This is a genomic window from Microbacterium sp. A94 (assembly GCF_051842855.1).
In the GTDB taxonomy this organism is placed as follows: domain Bacteria; phylum Actinomycetota; class Actinomycetes; order Actinomycetales; family Microbacteriaceae; genus Microbacterium.
In genome coordinates this window covers 706,390-720,233 of sequence record NZ_JBPXMU010000001.1, presented here as the reverse complement: position 1 = coordinate 720,233, position 13,844 = coordinate 706,390, and the positions used below count along the sequence as shown (strand labels likewise).

At 63.3% G+C, this 13,844-nt stretch carries 16 protein-coding genes; 14 read left to right on the top strand and 2 right to left on the bottom strand.

The genetic code is table 11. From position 1 onward, the window contains the following. Nucleotides 1-173 precede the first annotated feature (173 nt). From ACSU1L_RS03670 to ACSU1L_RS03655, 4 genes are all read left to right on the top strand, one after another. The gene (locus tag ACSU1L_RS03670) at nucleotides 174-1,202 is read left to right on the top strand and encodes an aldo/keto reductase (RefSeq protein ID WP_439254752.1); all 1,029 of its coding nucleotides are present in this window, start codon (nucleotides 174-176) and stop codon (nucleotides 1,200-1,202) included. A gap of 80 nt (nucleotides 1,203-1,282) precedes the next feature. Further along, entirely contained in the window at nucleotides 1,283-1,885 is a 603-nt protein-coding gene (locus ACSU1L_RS03665) for a histidine phosphatase family protein (RefSeq protein WP_438254824.1), read from the top strand. Between the two features lie 37 nt (nucleotides 1,886-1,922). After that, nucleotides 1,923-2,669 carry a 4-hydroxy-tetrahydrodipicolinate reductase gene (dapB, locus tag ACSU1L_RS03660; protein ID WP_439254751.1) on the top strand — a complete coding sequence of 249 codons (747 nt, stop codon included), beginning with the start codon at nucleotides 1,923-1,925 and terminating at the stop codon, nucleotides 2,667-2,669. Further along, the gene (locus ACSU1L_RS03655) at nucleotides 2,669-3,109 is read left to right on the top strand and encodes a hypothetical protein (protein ID WP_438254820.1); all 441 of its coding nucleotides are present in this window, start codon (nucleotides 2,669-2,671) and stop codon (nucleotides 3,107-3,109) included. The genes dapB and ACSU1L_RS03655 overlap by 1 nt, the downstream gene beginning before the upstream one ends. A gap of 21 nt (nucleotides 3,110-3,130) precedes the next feature. On the opposite strand, the gene ACSU1L_RS03650 is transcribed toward ACSU1L_RS03655, so the two are convergent. After that, nucleotides 3,131-3,556, bottom strand: a complete 426-nt coding sequence (locus ACSU1L_RS03650; protein WP_438254818.1) for an OsmC family peroxiredoxin — start codon at nucleotides 3,554-3,556, stop codon at nucleotides 3,131-3,133. Between the two features lie 97 nt (nucleotides 3,557-3,653). On the opposite strand from ACSU1L_RS03650, the gene ACSU1L_RS03645 reads away from it, so the two are divergent. The 3 genes from ACSU1L_RS03645 to ACSU1L_RS03635 are packed head-to-tail and all read left to right on the top strand — an operon-like array spanning nucleotide 3,654 to nucleotide 5,697. Next, nucleotides 3,654-4,463, top strand: coding sequence for a thymidylate synthase (locus ACSU1L_RS03645; RefSeq protein WP_439254750.1), 810 nt, complete (start codon nucleotides 3,654-3,656; stop codon nucleotides 4,461-4,463). Then, nucleotides 4,460-4,936: a dihydrofolate reductase gene (locus ACSU1L_RS03640; RefSeq protein ID WP_439254749.1), complete on the top strand. Its 477-nt coding sequence runs from the start codon at nucleotides 4,460-4,462 to the stop codon at nucleotides 4,934-4,936. Before ACSU1L_RS03645 ends, ACSU1L_RS03640 begins: the two co-directional genes overlap by 4 nt. Then, a complete protein-coding gene (locus ACSU1L_RS03635; RefSeq protein ID WP_438254813.1) occupies nucleotides 4,936-5,697 on the top strand; it encodes an SDR family NAD(P)-dependent oxidoreductase in 762 nt (253 codons plus the stop codon). The genes ACSU1L_RS03640 and ACSU1L_RS03635 overlap by 1 nt, the downstream gene beginning before the upstream one ends. Nucleotides 5,698-5,727: 30 nt before the next feature. Here ACSU1L_RS03635 and ACSU1L_RS03630 read toward each other — a convergent pair whose 3' ends face one another. After that, nucleotides 5,728-6,261 (bottom strand): NUDIX domain-containing protein, encoded by a 534-nt coding sequence (locus ACSU1L_RS03630; protein ID WP_439254748.1) that lies wholly within the window; start codon nucleotides 6,259-6,261, stop codon nucleotides 5,728-5,730. 66 nt (nucleotides 6,262-6,327) lie between these two features. On the opposite strand from ACSU1L_RS03630, the gene dapA reads away from it, so the two are divergent. The 7 genes from dapA (at nucleotide 6,328) to ACSU1L_RS03595 (ending at nucleotide 13,599) form a co-directional block, all read left to right on the top strand. Further along, the gene (gene dapA, locus ACSU1L_RS03625) at nucleotides 6,328-7,305 is read left to right on the top strand and encodes a 4-hydroxy-tetrahydrodipicolinate synthase (RefSeq protein ID WP_438254811.1); all 978 of its coding nucleotides are present in this window, start codon (nucleotides 6,328-6,330) and stop codon (nucleotides 7,303-7,305) included. Nucleotides 7,306-7,373: 68 nt separating this feature from the next. Further along, nucleotides 7,374-9,050: a ribonuclease J gene (locus tag ACSU1L_RS03620; RefSeq protein WP_438254810.1), complete on the top strand. Its 1,677-nt coding sequence runs from the start codon at nucleotides 7,374-7,376 to the stop codon at nucleotides 9,048-9,050. A 63-nt stretch (nucleotides 9,051-9,113) separates the two neighbouring features. Next, nucleotides 9,114-11,843, top strand: coding sequence for a DNA translocase FtsK (locus tag ACSU1L_RS03615; RefSeq protein ID WP_439254747.1), 2,730 nt, complete (start codon nucleotides 9,114-9,116; stop codon nucleotides 11,841-11,843). Continuing rightward, nucleotides 11,843-12,421: a CDP-diacylglycerol--glycerol-3-phosphate 3-phosphatidyltransferase gene (gene pgsA, locus ACSU1L_RS03610; RefSeq protein WP_439254746.1), complete on the top strand. Its 579-nt coding sequence runs from the start codon at nucleotides 11,843-11,845 to the stop codon at nucleotides 12,419-12,421. Before ACSU1L_RS03615 ends, pgsA begins: the two co-directional genes overlap by 1 nt. Continuing rightward, on the top strand, nucleotides 12,418-12,900 hold the full coding sequence (locus ACSU1L_RS03605; protein WP_438254806.1) for a CinA family protein: 483 nt from the start codon (nucleotides 12,418-12,420) through the stop codon (nucleotides 12,898-12,900). The genes pgsA and ACSU1L_RS03605 overlap by 4 nt, the downstream gene beginning before the upstream one ends. Nucleotides 12,901-13,056: 156 nt before the next feature. Then, a complete protein-coding gene (locus ACSU1L_RS03600; protein WP_438254804.1) occupies nucleotides 13,057-13,365 on the top strand; it encodes a helix-turn-helix domain-containing protein in 309 nt (102 codons plus the stop codon). Between the two features lie 9 nt (nucleotides 13,366-13,374). Beyond that, entirely contained in the window at nucleotides 13,375-13,599 is a 225-nt protein-coding gene (locus ACSU1L_RS03595) for a DUF3046 domain-containing protein (protein ID WP_439254745.1), read from the top strand. Nucleotides 13,600-13,844 lie beyond the last annotated feature (245 nt).

The window sequence follows — 13,844 nt, the reverse complement described above, 5'->3', positions numbered from 1 at the left end:
ATCCGGGCCTTTCTCGTGCCCGTCGTTATCAGAACGTTGTGAAAACTTGGCTTCCGCCTGCCTGTAATGGCAGGTGAGGGAGGCATTTGCGCTTACCCTCGAAGTACGCACCGGGGGGTGCCGCATGTCAAGCAAGTAACGACAGAGATCACGCGTGCGGAGGTGGTTGAAGGATGCGGTTGTTCGGAACAGGGGACACTGCGCACCAGACGAGCGCGTCCAGTATGTCGTACGAGCATCCTTCCGCTCCGATTCCCGTCGTCGGCCCCGGTGTCGGTGAGACGCTGCGTGTTCCGATCGGTGACACCGGGATCGAAGTCTTTCCGTTGATCCTGGGCGCGGCCGAGTTCGGCTGGAATGTCGACCTCGAGACCAGCCATGCGATCCTCGATCGCTACGTGGAGTTCGGTGGCAATGCCGTGCACACCGCCGACGGGTTCTCCGGCGGCCGAAGCGAGCACATCATCGGGCAGTGGCTGCGCTCGCGCAGACAACTGCGTGACGTCGTGCTGGGCGTTCGCGTCGGCTCTCATGCCGACAATCCCGGGCTCGGGGCGACCAACCTCGTGCGCGCCGTCGAAGGCTCTCTCACTCGTCTCGGGGTCGAGCGCATCGACATCCTCTACCTGGATGCCACACTTGATCAGAGCACGAACCTCGAGGACACCCTCGCGACCGCGGAGTGGTTGCGTGGCGCAGGGAAGATCAACGTCCTCGGCGCATTCCGGTTCGCACCGGAACGGCTCGTAGAAGCGCGAATTCTCGCGTCGGCCGGGTATCCCCGCATCGAGGTCCTTGATGAGCCGTACAACCTGATTCGCCGCGATGCATTCGAGGGCGATCTGCGCCTCGTGGCCGGGGCGCAGAACTTGGCAGTCACGCCATCGCACGCGCTGGAGCACGGGTTCCTGTCGGGCCGCCACCGCAGCAAGGCGCTGATGTCTCAGGGCGTTCGCGGTGAACAGTTGCGCGAGCGGTTGAATCGCCGCGGCATCCGGATCCTGCGCGCGCTGGACCAGATCGCAACAGATCTTCAGGCACCGGTTGCCGCCGTCTCGATCGCCTGGCTGCTCGCGCAGCGTACGATCGCCGCGCCCATCGTCAATACCTTCGCGATGCAACACGTCGAAGAGCTGATGCAGGGAGCGGGCATCTCGTTGACCCGCACGCAGATCGCAGAGCTCACCCGCGCCGGTAATTGAGCACAGCGCGCCCCGAGACGTTTCCGGACGGGTAGGCTGGACGCGCCCCCTGTGACAGTGGGTAACGAAGCGAGTGGGTTGTGACGCATTACATCTATCTGGTCAGACATGGCGAACATCAAGACGCTGAGCACGGCGTCGACGACGGCCCCCTTTCTCCTCGGGGGCGGCGACAGGCGGAATTGATCGCCGACAGGCTGTCCGGTCTTCCGCTGAACCGGGTATGGCATTCGCCACTGCTCCGAGCGACCGAAACTGCCCGAGCGATCGCCGAGCGGCTTCCCGCGGTGACACCTGAGCCATCGGCATTGCTCTTCGACTGCGTTCCCACGGGGATGTCAGACGAGACGCCATCCGCTTATGAACCCTTCTTCGGCTCGATCACAGAAGCTGAGATCGAGGCGGGAGGCGCTCAGATGGCCGACGCGGTCAGCGAATTCCTCGTGCGCAAACAGGGCGATGTTCACGAAGTTCTGATCACGCACAACTTCGTCATCGCCTGGTTTGTACGCGAAGTGCTCGGTGCACCGGAGTGGCGATGGATGACGTTGAACCAGGCTCACTGCGGGTTGACCGTGATTGCGCAGAAGCAGGGCCGGCCCTGGTCGCTCGTCAACCATAATGAGCTCAGCCACCTGCCGGTCGAGTTGTGGACCGGGCTGCCCGACCCGATGCCGGCGTGAACGCGTCAGGGGCAGCGGAGCCAAATAGACTGGGTACATGACCAAGCAGGTGGCTCTCGTCGGCGGTACCGGCAAGCTCGGAACGATAATCAAAAGCGTGATTGATGATCTTCCGGGATTCGAAGTGACGCGCGTGCTGTCCTCTTCGAGTGATCTTTCGGAGCTCAGCGATGCTGATCTCATCGTCGACGCATCCACCCCTCAGGTGAGCATCGAAGTCGTCCGTGCAGCAGTCGAGTACGGGATCAATGTTCTCGTCGCGACATCTGGTTGGTCAGCGGATCGAATCGCGCTGGTTCGTCCGCTGGTGCAATCCGCAGGAACGGGTGCGGTGTTCATTCCGAACTTCTCACTCGGCTCCGTACTCGGCTCGGCCCTCGCCGCCGCAGCGGCACCGTTCTTCTCCTCCGCGGAGATCGTCGAGGCGCATCGCGATACGAAGATCGACTCGCCCAGCGGCACCGCGGTGCGAACCGCTGAGCTCATTGCCGCCGCGCGATCCGAGGTCGGCCCCGTCAACGCGCCCCACGCCGACCAGCGCGCTCGTGGCCAGCAGGTCGCCGGCGTTCCCGTGCATTCGCTCCGCCGCGCCGGGGTGATCGCCCGTCAGGATGCGATTCTGTCCGGACCGGGAGAGACGCTGACCATCACTCACGACACGGTGGAACCCGCCGAGGCCTACGGCCCGGGCATCCGTCTGGCTGTGCCGTTCGCTGCGGAGGCGCGCGGTGTCGTGATCGGTTTGGAGAACATGATTGACATCGGAATCCGAGCCCGCTCGTGATGACTCGCATCGGTGTTGCGCTGATCGGCGCCGCCCTGATCCTGTACTTCGTGCTGATGGGACAGAAGGCCATCCTCTTCATCACGAGTGGTCAGCCCGTCGGCATCGCGATGGGTATCGCGCTGCTGGTGCTGCCGATGATCGGGATCTGGGCGCTGGTGCGAGAGATCCAGTTCGGCGTTCAGGCTGAAAAACTCGGCACGAAACTCGACGGCGAGGGCGGGATGCCGGTAGCCGAGACCGACCTGACGCCCAGTGGCCGTATCGCCAAGGCCGATGCCGAACCAATGATCCGGCGCTATATCGCGGAGGCGGATGCTGCTCCGGACGAATGGCGTGCACGGTATCGACTGGGCGTGGTGCAGGATGCCGCAGGGCGGCGTAAAGACGCGCGTGCGAGTATTCGCCACGCCATCCAGGTCTCCAAGCGGAAGGCTTAGCCCTCCGCTCGGAGTGGATACTCAGGCGAGTGTTGCCTCGAGCGTGATCTCGATGCCGGCCAGCGCCTGAGACACCGGGCATCCGGTTTTCGCGCCTTCGGCGATCTCCTGGAACTGCTCCTGGGTGAGTCCGGGAACGGTTGCGTTGACGTTGAGGTGGCTGCCGCTGATACCGACGCCGGGCTTGAAGGTCACCGACGCGCTCGTGTTCACGTTCTCCGGCGGCGTGCCGTTCTCGCTCAGCGCGTGCGAGAGCGCCATGCTGAAGCAGGATGCGTGCGCAGCTGCGATGAGCTCTTCGGGAGTCGTCGTACTGTCGGAGCCTTCGCTGCGGGCCTTCCAGTTGATCGGGAAGGTGCCGATATTCGACGAGGAGAACTGGACAGTGCCGGAGCCCTCGGCAAGAGAACCGTTCCAGATCGTCGTTGCTTCGCTGGTGATAGGCATAATTTCCTCCAGAAGTCGGGACCGGGTGTTCGGTCAGCCTATCGACGAACCCCACTCCGGGGAACAGCTCCATCACGTACCGGGTATCCTGACAGACATGAGCGCAGCTGTCCCGACGCCGTATGAAGATCTGCTCCGTGACGTACTTGAGCACGGCACTCACAAGGATGACCGCACCGGAACCGGCACCACCAGCGTGTTCGGACGCCAGATCCGTTTTGATCTGGCTAAGGGCTTCCCGCTGATCACCACCAAGCGGGTGCATTTCAAATCGATCGCCTATGAGCTGCTGTGGTTCCTGCGCGGGGATTCGAATGTCACCTGGCTACAGGAGCATGGCGTCAGCATCTGGGACGAATGGGCCGATGCAGACGGTGACCTCGGCCCGGTCTACGGCGTCCAGTGGCGCTCCTGGCCGACGCCCGACGGGGAGCACATCGATCAGCTCTCGCAGGTGATCGACCAGATTCGGGCGACTCCGGATTCGCGACGCCTGATCGTTTCGGCATGGAACCCGGCCGATATCCCAGACATGGCGCTCGCGCCCTGCCACGCCCTGTTCCAGTTCTACGTCGCCGACGGCAAGCTGTCGTGCCAGCTCTACCAGCGCAGCGCCGACATGTTCCTCGGCGTGCCGTTCAACATCGCCAGCTACGCGCTGCTGACGTTGATGGTCGCCCAGCAGGTGGGGCTCGAACCCGGCGACTTCGTGTGGACCGGTGGCGACTGTCACATCTACGACAATCACCTCGAGCAGGTGCGCGAGCAGCTCTCCCGCGACGCCTACGACTACCCGACGCTGACGTTCGCGCGAAAGCCGGAGTCGATTCTGGATTACGACTTCTCCGACTTCGTCGTCGAGGGCTACCAGCACCACCCACCGATCCGTGCGGCAGTAGCGGTATGACCTGGGTCGGCCTGATCTGGGCTGAGGCGGCCGATGGTGTCATCGGCGCCGAAGGCGGCATGCCGTGGCATGTGCCAGAGGATCTCGCGCACTTCAAGGAAATCACGCTGTCCGCACCCGTGGTGATGGGGCGCAAGACCTGGGATTCGCTTCCGGAGCGGTTCCGCCCCCTGCCGCAACGCGACAACATTGTCATCACCCGCCAGCAGGACTGGACAGCCGAAGGTGCACGCCGTGCTCCAGACTTGAGCGCAGCCGTGCGCGGGCTGGACAAGGTCTGGATCATCGGTGGAGCGGAGATCTTCGCTCAGGTGATCGGGCACGCCGATCGGCTGGAGGTCACCGAGCTGGATCTGAAGGTGGCCGGTGATGCTTATGCGCCGTCGAAGGACGGCTGGCGGCTCGTGGACGAGGGGGAGTGGCAGACCTCTCGCACCGGAATCCGCTTCCGCTTTCTCGGATATGAGCGCTGATGCCGATCGCCCTCATCACGGGTGCCAGCGCTGGCCTCGGCGCTGAATTCGCTCGACAACTCGCTCAGCGCCGAGCTGATCTCGTGCTCGTGGCGCGCTCGGATGATGCTCTGGAGCAACTGGCGGTCGAACTGCGCCAGACCTATGGTGTCGCTGTCGAGGTGCTCGTCGCCGACGTGGTGGATGAGACCGGGGTGGAACGTGTGGTGAAGCGCCTCGTTGACCCGGAGCATCCGATCGATCTGCTGATCAACAACGCGGGGTTCGGGCTCCCACTGAAATTTGCGGACAACGACGTAGCCGATGAAGTGCGGCATCTTCGAATCCATGTCGAAGCGCCGCTGCGGCTGATGCACGCAGCGCTCGGTGCGATGCGTGGACGTGGTGGCCGGATCATCAACGTTGCATCGGTCGCCGCATTCATCCCGCGATCGACGTACGCCGCCTGCAAGAGGTGGCTGGTCGGCTTCAGCGAATGGGCGAACTCCGAATACGCCCGAGATGGCGTCACCGTCACGGCGTTGTGCCCCGGCTTCACGCACACGAATTTTCACGAGCGGATGGGCCTGCCTCCCGGTGAGGAGGGGATCGCCGCGTGGATGTGGCTGGATGCCCGCACCGTCGTTCGCGAGGGACTTCGCGACGCTGCGCGTGGCAAGTCGCTGTCGGTACCGTCCTGGCGCTACAAACTGATCGTCGCGGCGACGCGGATCGTCCCCTCCGCTCTGCTATCTAAGGCCGGACGACGCGGGCGCATGTGATCGCCTTACGGGCTTCGCCGAGGATGCAGCTCAGCGGAAGCGGCCGAGATGAATGCCCGCGTACGCGAGTGCGCCGACCGTTTCTCCATCGGTGATGCGTCCGTCAGCGACCATGCGCAGCACCTCGTCGAACGGGATCCAAGAGACCTCGACGATGCCCTCTTCCGCCTGAGCAGATCCGGCGGCTGTGGTGAGCTCCTCAGCGAGAAACACGTACTCGGGCGCGACGGTTACGCCGTTCAGGGCGTTCATCAGCCCGACCTGCGTCCACGTAGCGGCGCGCATTCCGGTTTCTTCGAGCAGTTCGCGTTGCGCGGCCAGCAGGGGCTCTTCTCCATCGCTGCCGCCGGCGGGAACTTCGATCGATCGTCCGGTCGTGTACCGCTCGAGTGTCACCAGGCACACGCGCATCTCGTCGTCAACGGCAACGATGAAAACGGCGGGGTGACGTACCGAGACCACGCCGTAGATCCCGTCGCCGGCGGGGCCGGTGACAGCATCCTCACGCACTGAGATCCATGGATTCTCGTAAACGATCCGCGAGTCGTTGGTGCGCCAGCTCATGCGTCGACTCTAGTAGCGGCTTCATCCGCGTCGCGGCGAGCGACTCAACACCGATACGCTGGGACCATGACGCACTCGGGTAACCCTTTCGGACAGGTTCTCGTCGCGCTCGTCACTCCGATGACGGCCGACGGTGAAGTCGATTGGCCCGCCGTCGAAAAGCACATGGATGACGTCATCACCGCTGGTGCGGACGGCATCGTTGTGACCGGGACGACTGGCGAGACCTCTACGCTTACCGACCCCGAGAAGCTCAAGCTCGTCGAAGTCGGCAAGTCCGTCTCCTCGGGCCGCGCGAAGATCATCACCGGCGGTGGCTCCAACGAGACAGCGCACGCGATCGAGCTTTACAAGGCCAGTGAGAAGGCCGGCGCTGACGGCATCATGATTGTCACGCCGTACTACAACAAGCCGACCCAGGCAGGAATCCTGACGCATTTCCGTCTGGTGGCAGACTCCACCGACCTGCCGGTGATCCTGTACGACATCCCGGGTCGCACGGGTGTGCCGATCAAGTACGAGACGATTCTGCGTCTGGCCAAGCACCCGAATATTCTTGCCGTGAAGGACGCCAAGGGCGACTTCAGCGAGGTCAGCCGCGTGCTGAATCAGACTGATCTGATGTACTTCTCCGGTGACGATGCGAATGCACTGCCGCATCTCGCCATCGGCGCAACCGGACTCATCGGCGTCACCGCGAATATCACCGCTGCACCGTACCGCACGATCGTGGATGCTGTGAACCGCGGCGACCTTGCTGCCGCCACGGCAGAGCACAAGCGCCTCGAGCCGCTCGTTCGGGCCACGATGACACATGTTCCCGGTACGGTCTCGGCGAAATACATCCTGCACGGCCTCGGCCGTATCTCCAGCCCCCGGGTACGACTTCCTCTGGTTGGTCCGGAGGAGTGGGAGGCCGCGCTCATCGAAGATGAGTTGTCTGTCGTCACCGATATCGCTGGTGCAGATTTCTCGAACTTCCGCCCCGACCGCAATGCGGCCGCCGGTGGTGCCCTGCCGAAGGTGCACGGCACGACGCGCTGAGACGACGGGCGCGTCGCGCGCCCATAAGAACGACCGGGCACGACGAGTGTCCGACTGAGGAGACATCAATGTCCAATCCCATCGCCGCTCCCGAACCGCTCGCCGAGGGGGCCCTCCGCGTCATCCCGCTGGGTGGCTTGGGCGAGATCGGTCGCAACATGACGACCTTCGAGTACGACGGCAAGATCCTCATCGTGGACTGCGGTGTGCTCTTCCCTGAGGAGCACCAGCCCGGCGTCGACCTGATCCTGCCGGACTTCGAGCCGATCAAAGACCGCCTCGACGACATCGTCGGCATCGTCCTCACTCACGGGCACGAAGACCACATCGGTGCCGTTCCGTATCTGCTGCGCCTGAAGAACGATATTCCGCTGATCGGCTCAGGTCTGACACTCGCGCTGATTGAAGCCAAGCTCAAGGAGCACCGGATCAAGGCGTTCACCCTCACGGTGAAGGAAGAGCAGCACGAGAAGGTCGGGCCGTTCGACCTGGAGTTCATCGCGGTCAACCACTCGATTCCGGACGCCCTTGCCGTCGCCATCCGCACACCAGCGGGAATGGTGCTGGCCACCGGCGACTTCAAGATGGACCAGCTGCCGCTGGATGGCCGCATCACCGACCTGCGTGCGTTCTCGCGCTTGGGCGAAGAGGGCGTCGATCTGTTCCTGGTCGATTCCACGAACGCTGACGTGCCCGGTTTCACACCGACCGAGAAGTCCATCGGCCCGGTCCTTGACCAGGTGATCGCCAAGGCACCGCGCCGGGTGATCGTGGCGAGTTTCTCCAGCCACGTGCATCGTGTTCAGCAGGTGCTGGACGCCGCCCACGCGAACGGGCGTCGGGTTGCACTACTGGGGCGGAGCATGGTGCGCAACATGACCATCGCCGCTGACCTCGGATACCTCAAGGTCCCCGATAACGTGCTCATCGATTACAAGAAGGCGCGAGATCTGCCAGACGAGAAGATCGTCTACATGTCGACCGGTTCCCAGGGTGAGCCGATGGCTGTGCTCAGCCGCATGGCCAACCGTGAGCACGCGATCGAGGTCGGCGAGGGCGACACCGTCATCCTGGCATCCAGCCTGATCCCCGGTAATGAGAACGCCGTTTACCGTGTCATCGATGGGCTCACGAAGCTCGGCGCCAACGTCGTGCACAAGGCGAACGCCCGGGTGCATGTGTCAGGTCACGCCGCGGCGGGGGAGCTGATCTACTGCTACAACATCCTCAAGCCTAAGAACGTGCTGCCCGTGCACGGCGAATACCGTCACCTGATCGCGAACGCCAAGCTCGCCCAGGAGACCGGCGTCCCGGAGGAGAACACGATCATTGCCTCCAACGGCACGATCATCGACCTCAAGGACGGCGAGGCGCACGTCGCCGGTCAGCTCGACATCGGCTTCGTCTACGTTGATGGCTCGACCGTGGGAGCGATCACGGATGCCGATCTCAAGGACCGGCGGATTCTCGGTGAGGAAGGGTTCGTCTCGATCATCATCGTTGTGGATGCTGCCACCGGAAACATCGTCTCGGGGCCGGAGATCCATGCTCGCGGTATCGCCGAGGACGACACCGTCTTCGATGATGTCGTTCCCAAGATCGTGGCGGCGCTGAAGGAGGCCTCGGGCAACGGCGTGCGTGACACACACGCGCTCTCCCAGGTTGTTCGCCGCACGATCGGACGCTGGGTGAACCAGAAGCTGCGCCGCCGTCCGATGATCGTTCCCCTCGTCATCGCGGCCTAGCCGATTCTGCCGGAATGCCGCGTCATTACGCGGCATTCCGGCAGCGGAACGTAGTCTTTCGGTATGGCCAGGAGTACCACGAAGACCTCGCGCGCGTCCGAGAAGCCTCCGGCGCGCGCCAAGGCCGCGGCCGCACCCAAGAAGTACGTCGACGAGGTTGAGAAGCCGGCACTAGCGGTACGCGCTTGGGTCGGGCTCGCTCATGGCGTCGGCGGCCTCTTCCGCGCGTTCGGCCCGGAGTCACTGGATAAGGATCAGCGTCGGGACGGGTTCCCGCTGCTGCTGGTGCTGCTCGCCTGCCTCGGCGCGGTCAACGAGTGGTTCTTCATCGGCAACGAGATTGCGCAGAACATCAGCGCGTACTCCGTGGGCCTGCTGATCGGGCGTACGGCGTTCTTGCTGCCGGTGCTGCTGCTGATTCTGGCCGGCTGGCTGTTCCGGCACCCCTCCTCGGTGCACGACAACGGCCGCATCGGGATCGGCTTCGGTCTTTTCGTCATCTCGATCGCTGGAATCTGTCATGTCGCGGGCGGCAAGCCTGAACCCCAGGACGGTATGCCAGCGCTCAGCGCGGCCGGTGGCCTGTTCGGATGGATGCTGGGGGAGCCGCTGTCGTACCTGACCGACATCGTCGCCTACATCGTGCTTTCGGTTCTGGCAGCGCTCAGCATCCTCATCATCACGAAGACTCCGCCGAACCGCATCGGCACGCGCCTGGGCGATCTCTACGCGTGGATGTTCGGCGCTGAGCGCCCGGACCCGAACGCACAGAAACCGGCAGCGTCCGAGGCTGATGGATCCGACGACGCCGAATCTGACGATTCGCTGCCCTGGTGGCGGCGTAACAAGACCGGCCGCGAAGAGGATCCCGACGAGGGCATCGGGTCACAGGATCTCACTGAACTGCTGCCGCAGAGTGACACCCCGCCGGTGGATAACACCGCCTACGATCAGGCCGTCATCCTCGCTGATCCCGCGGATGCCGCAACCGAGGTCCTCACGGATGTCGAGAGCGTGACAGCCGGTCTGGCAGGTAAAAGCAGCACAGCGCTCCTCGACGACTACGGTGACACCGGTGAGCAGCCCGAACTCCCCGGCCTCTCCGGATTCGGCACGGACGGCCCCGGCGAACGCGGGCTGCACGCGCCCAGCGTTCCCTATGTGCTGCCGTCGCAGGGGGTGCTCGGCGAAGGTCCGGCTCCGATCATGCGCTCGGACGCGACAGACCGCGTGATTGAACAGCTCACCAGCGTGCTTACGCAGTTCAAGGTGGATGCGAAGGTCACCGGCTTCTCTCGTGGGCCGACGGTGACGCAGTATGAGATCGAGGTCGGTCACGGCGTCAAGGTTGAGAAGATCACGCAGCTGAGCAACAACTTCGCCTACGCGGTTGCTTCGAATGATGTGCGCATCCTCTCGCCGATTCCGGGTAAGAGCGCGATCGGCATCGAGATTCCCAACGTCGACAAGGAGATGGTCGCGCTCGGGGACGTGCTGCGTTCACCGGTGGCCACCAGCAGCACGCACCCGATGACTATCGGCGTTGGCAAGGATGTCGGCGGCAAGATCGTCGTGGCGAACCTCGCGAAGATGCCGCACCTTCTGGTTGCCGGTTCGACCGGTTCTGGTAAGTCCAGCTTCGTGAACTCGATGATCACGAGCTTGCTCATGCGTGCGCGTCCGACAGATGTGCGCATGGTGCTGATCGACCCGAAGCGCGTGGAACTCACCAGCTATGCGGGCGTTCCGCACCTCATCACGCCCATCATCACGAACCCGAAGAAGGCGGCCGAAGCGCTGCAGTGGGTCGTGAAAGAGATGGACATGCGCTACGACGATCTCGCATCGTTCGGCTTCCGTCACATCGACGACTTCAACAAGGCCGTGCGCGCAGGCGAGGTCGAACTCCCCGTCGGCAGCGAGCGGGTGCTCAAGCCCTATCCGTATCTTCTGGTCGTCGTCGACGAGCTCGCCGACCTTATGATGGTCGCTCCGCGGGATGTCGAGGACTCGATCGTCCGCATCACTCAGCTGGCGCGAGCCTCAGGAATTCACTTGGTTCTGGCAACACAGCGTCCGTCTGTCGATGTCGTCACCGGTCTGATCAAGGCCAACGTCCCGTCGCGTCTCGCTTTCGCCGTGACGAGCGTCACGGACAGCCGAGTGATTCTGGATTCCCCAGGTGCAGACAAGCTCATCGGTCAGGGTGATGCGCTCTTCTCGCCGATGGGCTCTTCCAAGCCGTTCCGCCTTCAAGGCGCATGGGTCGAAGAGAGCGAGATCGATGCGGTCGTCAAACATGTGACCGCTCAGGCCCGACCCGAGTACCGGGTTGATGTGCAGGAGGCTCTCGAGCCGAAGAAGAAGAAGGAAGTCGACGAGGACATTGGAGACGACCTCGAGGTGCTGCTGGCCGCAGCTGAGTTGATCGTGTCATCGCAGTTCGGTTCGACGTCGATGCTGCAACGCAAGCTCCGCGTCGGCTTCGCGAAGGCCGGTCGTCTGATGGACCTGCTGGAGTCACGCGAGATCGTCGGCCCGTCCGAGGGATCGAAAGCGCGCGATGTCCTGGTCACACCTGAGCAGCTGCCGGCCGTTATGGCCAAGTTGCGTGGTGATGATGTGCCGGCTGCTGCTGCGCCGGCAGCTCAGGCCGCGCCCGTGGCCCACCCCGCGAACCCGCCCGCTGCGGCGCCCGGGTTCGATCCCATCGAAGCGCAGTTCGAGGGCTTGCCGGTCGTTGACGAAGATGGGGGCGACGAAGACGCCTGGGGACTGACGGGACGCGACTGATGGCCATTCCGCGGCAGCTGCCGAACGCGATCACGATCGCCCGTATCCCGCTCGCCGTCGTCTTTTTCGTGGTGCTGCTGATCGGTGGACCGTTCGGCTCTGATGACCTCACGCTCCGCTGGGTCGCTGGCGTCCTGTTCGTCGTCGCGATATCCACGGACTGGGTCGATGGCTATCTCGCGCGCAAATATGACATCGTCAGCGACTTCGGAAAGCTCTGGGATCCGATCGCGGACAAGCTGCTGACCGGAGCTGGTTTCGTCGGTCTGGCGATTCTCGGCGAATGGCCGTGGTGGGTGGTCATCATCATCCTCATCCGTGAATGGGGTGTGACGCTCCACCGGTTCGTGGTTGCGCGCAGTCACATTGTGGCAGCCGCGTGGATGGGAAAGCTCAAGACGGCGGTTCAGGGCGTGGCGTTGAGCTGGTGCCTGCTACCGCTTCATCAACTGATCGGCATGGACTGGTGGAGCGTCATCGGTGTTGTGCTGATGTACGCGACGCTGGTGCTGACGGTGGTCAGCGGAATCGACTACGTACTCTCACAGGTGCGCGGAGCTCGGGCGAGCCGGCAGTGAGTGCTGCTTCCGAGCTGATCGGCGCACTGACCGAGCGAGGCTGGACGCTCGGGGTAGCCGAATCTTTGACGGGCGGGGCGCTCACAGCCGACCTCGTCTCGGTTCCCGGGGCATCTGCCACGTTGCTGGGCGCGGTGGTCGCTTATGCGACCCCGGTGAAGGCATCGCTGCTCAACGTGGACGCGGAGCTGTTGAAGGAACACGGACCAGTGCATTCGACCGTCGCGGAGCAGATGGCGCTGGGGGTCTGTGGAGCCGTCCAGGTCGACGGACGACCGGCGGATGTCGGTGTGTCGACGACCGGGATCGCCGGGCCCGATTCGCCCGATGGTCAACCTGTGGGCACCGTGCATATCGGAGTGGCCGTTGGCGGTCGCGTCAGCTCCTTTGCCTTTCGATTCCCCGGAGACCGAGCAGCGATTCGCGCTCAGAGCGTGGAAGCGGCGATTCAGGCCGTACGGGAACGGCTGCGGGAATAGTCCTGCCTCGATGCCGGTTATTATCAATGTGTCAATGACAGGCGTGCTCACAAGCAAAGCACAGCGTGAAAGGGTAGCGTTTTTCCTAACGCATCGGGTTAGACTGGCGATCCATTCGCAAGTGGCTCCGGGCAAGGAAATGGAGGGGAGGTTCCGATGATTCTTGTACGACAGGAAATCGGCGATGTGCTGAGGGACTTCCGCCTGCAGAAGGGGCGTACGCTCCGGCAGGTTGCGAGCAAGGCTTCCGTTGCGCTCGGATATCTCAGCGAGGTTGAGCGAGGGCAGAAGGAAGCCTCCAGCGAGATTCTCGCTTCGGTTGCTGAGGCACTCGACGTCCCTATCTCGATGATCATGCGCGAGGTCGGCGACCGCATCTCTGTTCTTGAAGGCATCCAGGTGTTCCCTGATGTTGTTCCGGACGACCTGGTCGCATCGATCGAGCCCGAGCTCTCGCTGCACTGATCGCCGTCGATGCGACGTAGTGAGTTTCTTCGAGCTGTCCAACTTGAGTTCGGTGCGAGGGCTTCGAATCTGACGACGGACCTCGTCTTGGACGCGATCGGCAACCGCACTGCATCGGAAGCGCTGGATGCTGGTGTGGCACCACGTGACATCTGGCTCGCACTCTGCGATGCGACCGATGTTCCGGCGAACCGTCGTTACGGTGCTGGCCGGATTGAGCCGCGAAAGAACTGAGTCGACGTCCGATACAAGTCGACACAGATTCGGCGTGTCGTCGAATATCTGTTCGAAGTGCGCGTAGTGTTCTGCACACATGGTTTCGAGGCGACGTTTTCCACCGTTCCTGGGATTTCCGACGCAATGTCTGAGCCCCCTTCTACGGTGAAGACAGGCCGAAAAACCATACGCCTTGTCGGAGAGTTCGCCCCAGTCGGGGTGGCCGCGACAGCCTACAGGCGGCACCACGCGAACAAATAGGA

Coding starts and splice junctions, on each gene's coding strand:
- ACSU1L_RS03670 (WP_439254752.1), top strand. CDS start 174: ATGCGGTTGTTCGGAACAGGGGACACTGCGCACCAGACGAGCGCGTCC.
- dapB (WP_439254751.1), top strand. CDS start 1,923: ATGACCAAGCAGGTGGCTCTCGTCGGCGGTACCGGCAAGCTCGGAACG.
- ACSU1L_RS03655 (WP_438254820.1), top strand. CDS start 2,669: ATGACTCGCATCGGTGTTGCGCTGATCGGCGCCGCCCTGATCCTGTAC.
- ACSU1L_RS03650 (WP_438254818.1), bottom strand. CDS start 3,556: ATGCCTATCACCAGCGAAGCAACGACGATCTGGAACGGTTCTCTTGCC.
- ACSU1L_RS03645 (WP_439254750.1), top strand. CDS start 3,654: ATGAGCGCAGCTGTCCCGACGCCGTATGAAGATCTGCTCCGTGACGTA.
- ACSU1L_RS03640 (WP_439254749.1), top strand. CDS start 4,460: ATGACCTGGGTCGGCCTGATCTGGGCTGAGGCGGCCGATGGTGTCATC.
- ACSU1L_RS03635 (WP_438254813.1), top strand. CDS start 4,936: ATGCCGATCGCCCTCATCACGGGTGCCAGCGCTGGCCTCGGCGCTGAA.
- ACSU1L_RS03630 (WP_439254748.1), bottom strand. CDS start 6,261: ATGAGCTGGCGCACCAACGACTCGCGGATCGTTTACGAGAATCCATGG.
- dapA (WP_438254811.1), top strand. CDS start 6,328: ATGACGCACTCGGGTAACCCTTTCGGACAGGTTCTCGTCGCGCTCGTC.
- ACSU1L_RS03620 (WP_438254810.1), top strand. CDS start 7,374: ATGTCCAATCCCATCGCCGCTCCCGAACCGCTCGCCGAGGGGGCCCTC.
- ACSU1L_RS03615 (WP_439254747.1), top strand. CDS start 9,114: ATGGCCAGGAGTACCACGAAGACCTCGCGCGCGTCCGAGAAGCCTCCG.
- pgsA (WP_439254746.1), top strand. CDS start 11,843: ATGGCCATTCCGCGGCAGCTGCCGAACGCGATCACGATCGCCCGTATC.
- ACSU1L_RS03600 (WP_438254804.1), top strand. CDS start 13,057: ATGATTCTTGTACGACAGGAAATCGGCGATGTGCTGAGGGACTTCCGC.
- ACSU1L_RS03595 (WP_439254745.1), top strand. CDS start 13,375: ATGCGACGTAGTGAGTTTCTTCGAGCTGTCCAACTTGAGTTCGGTGCG.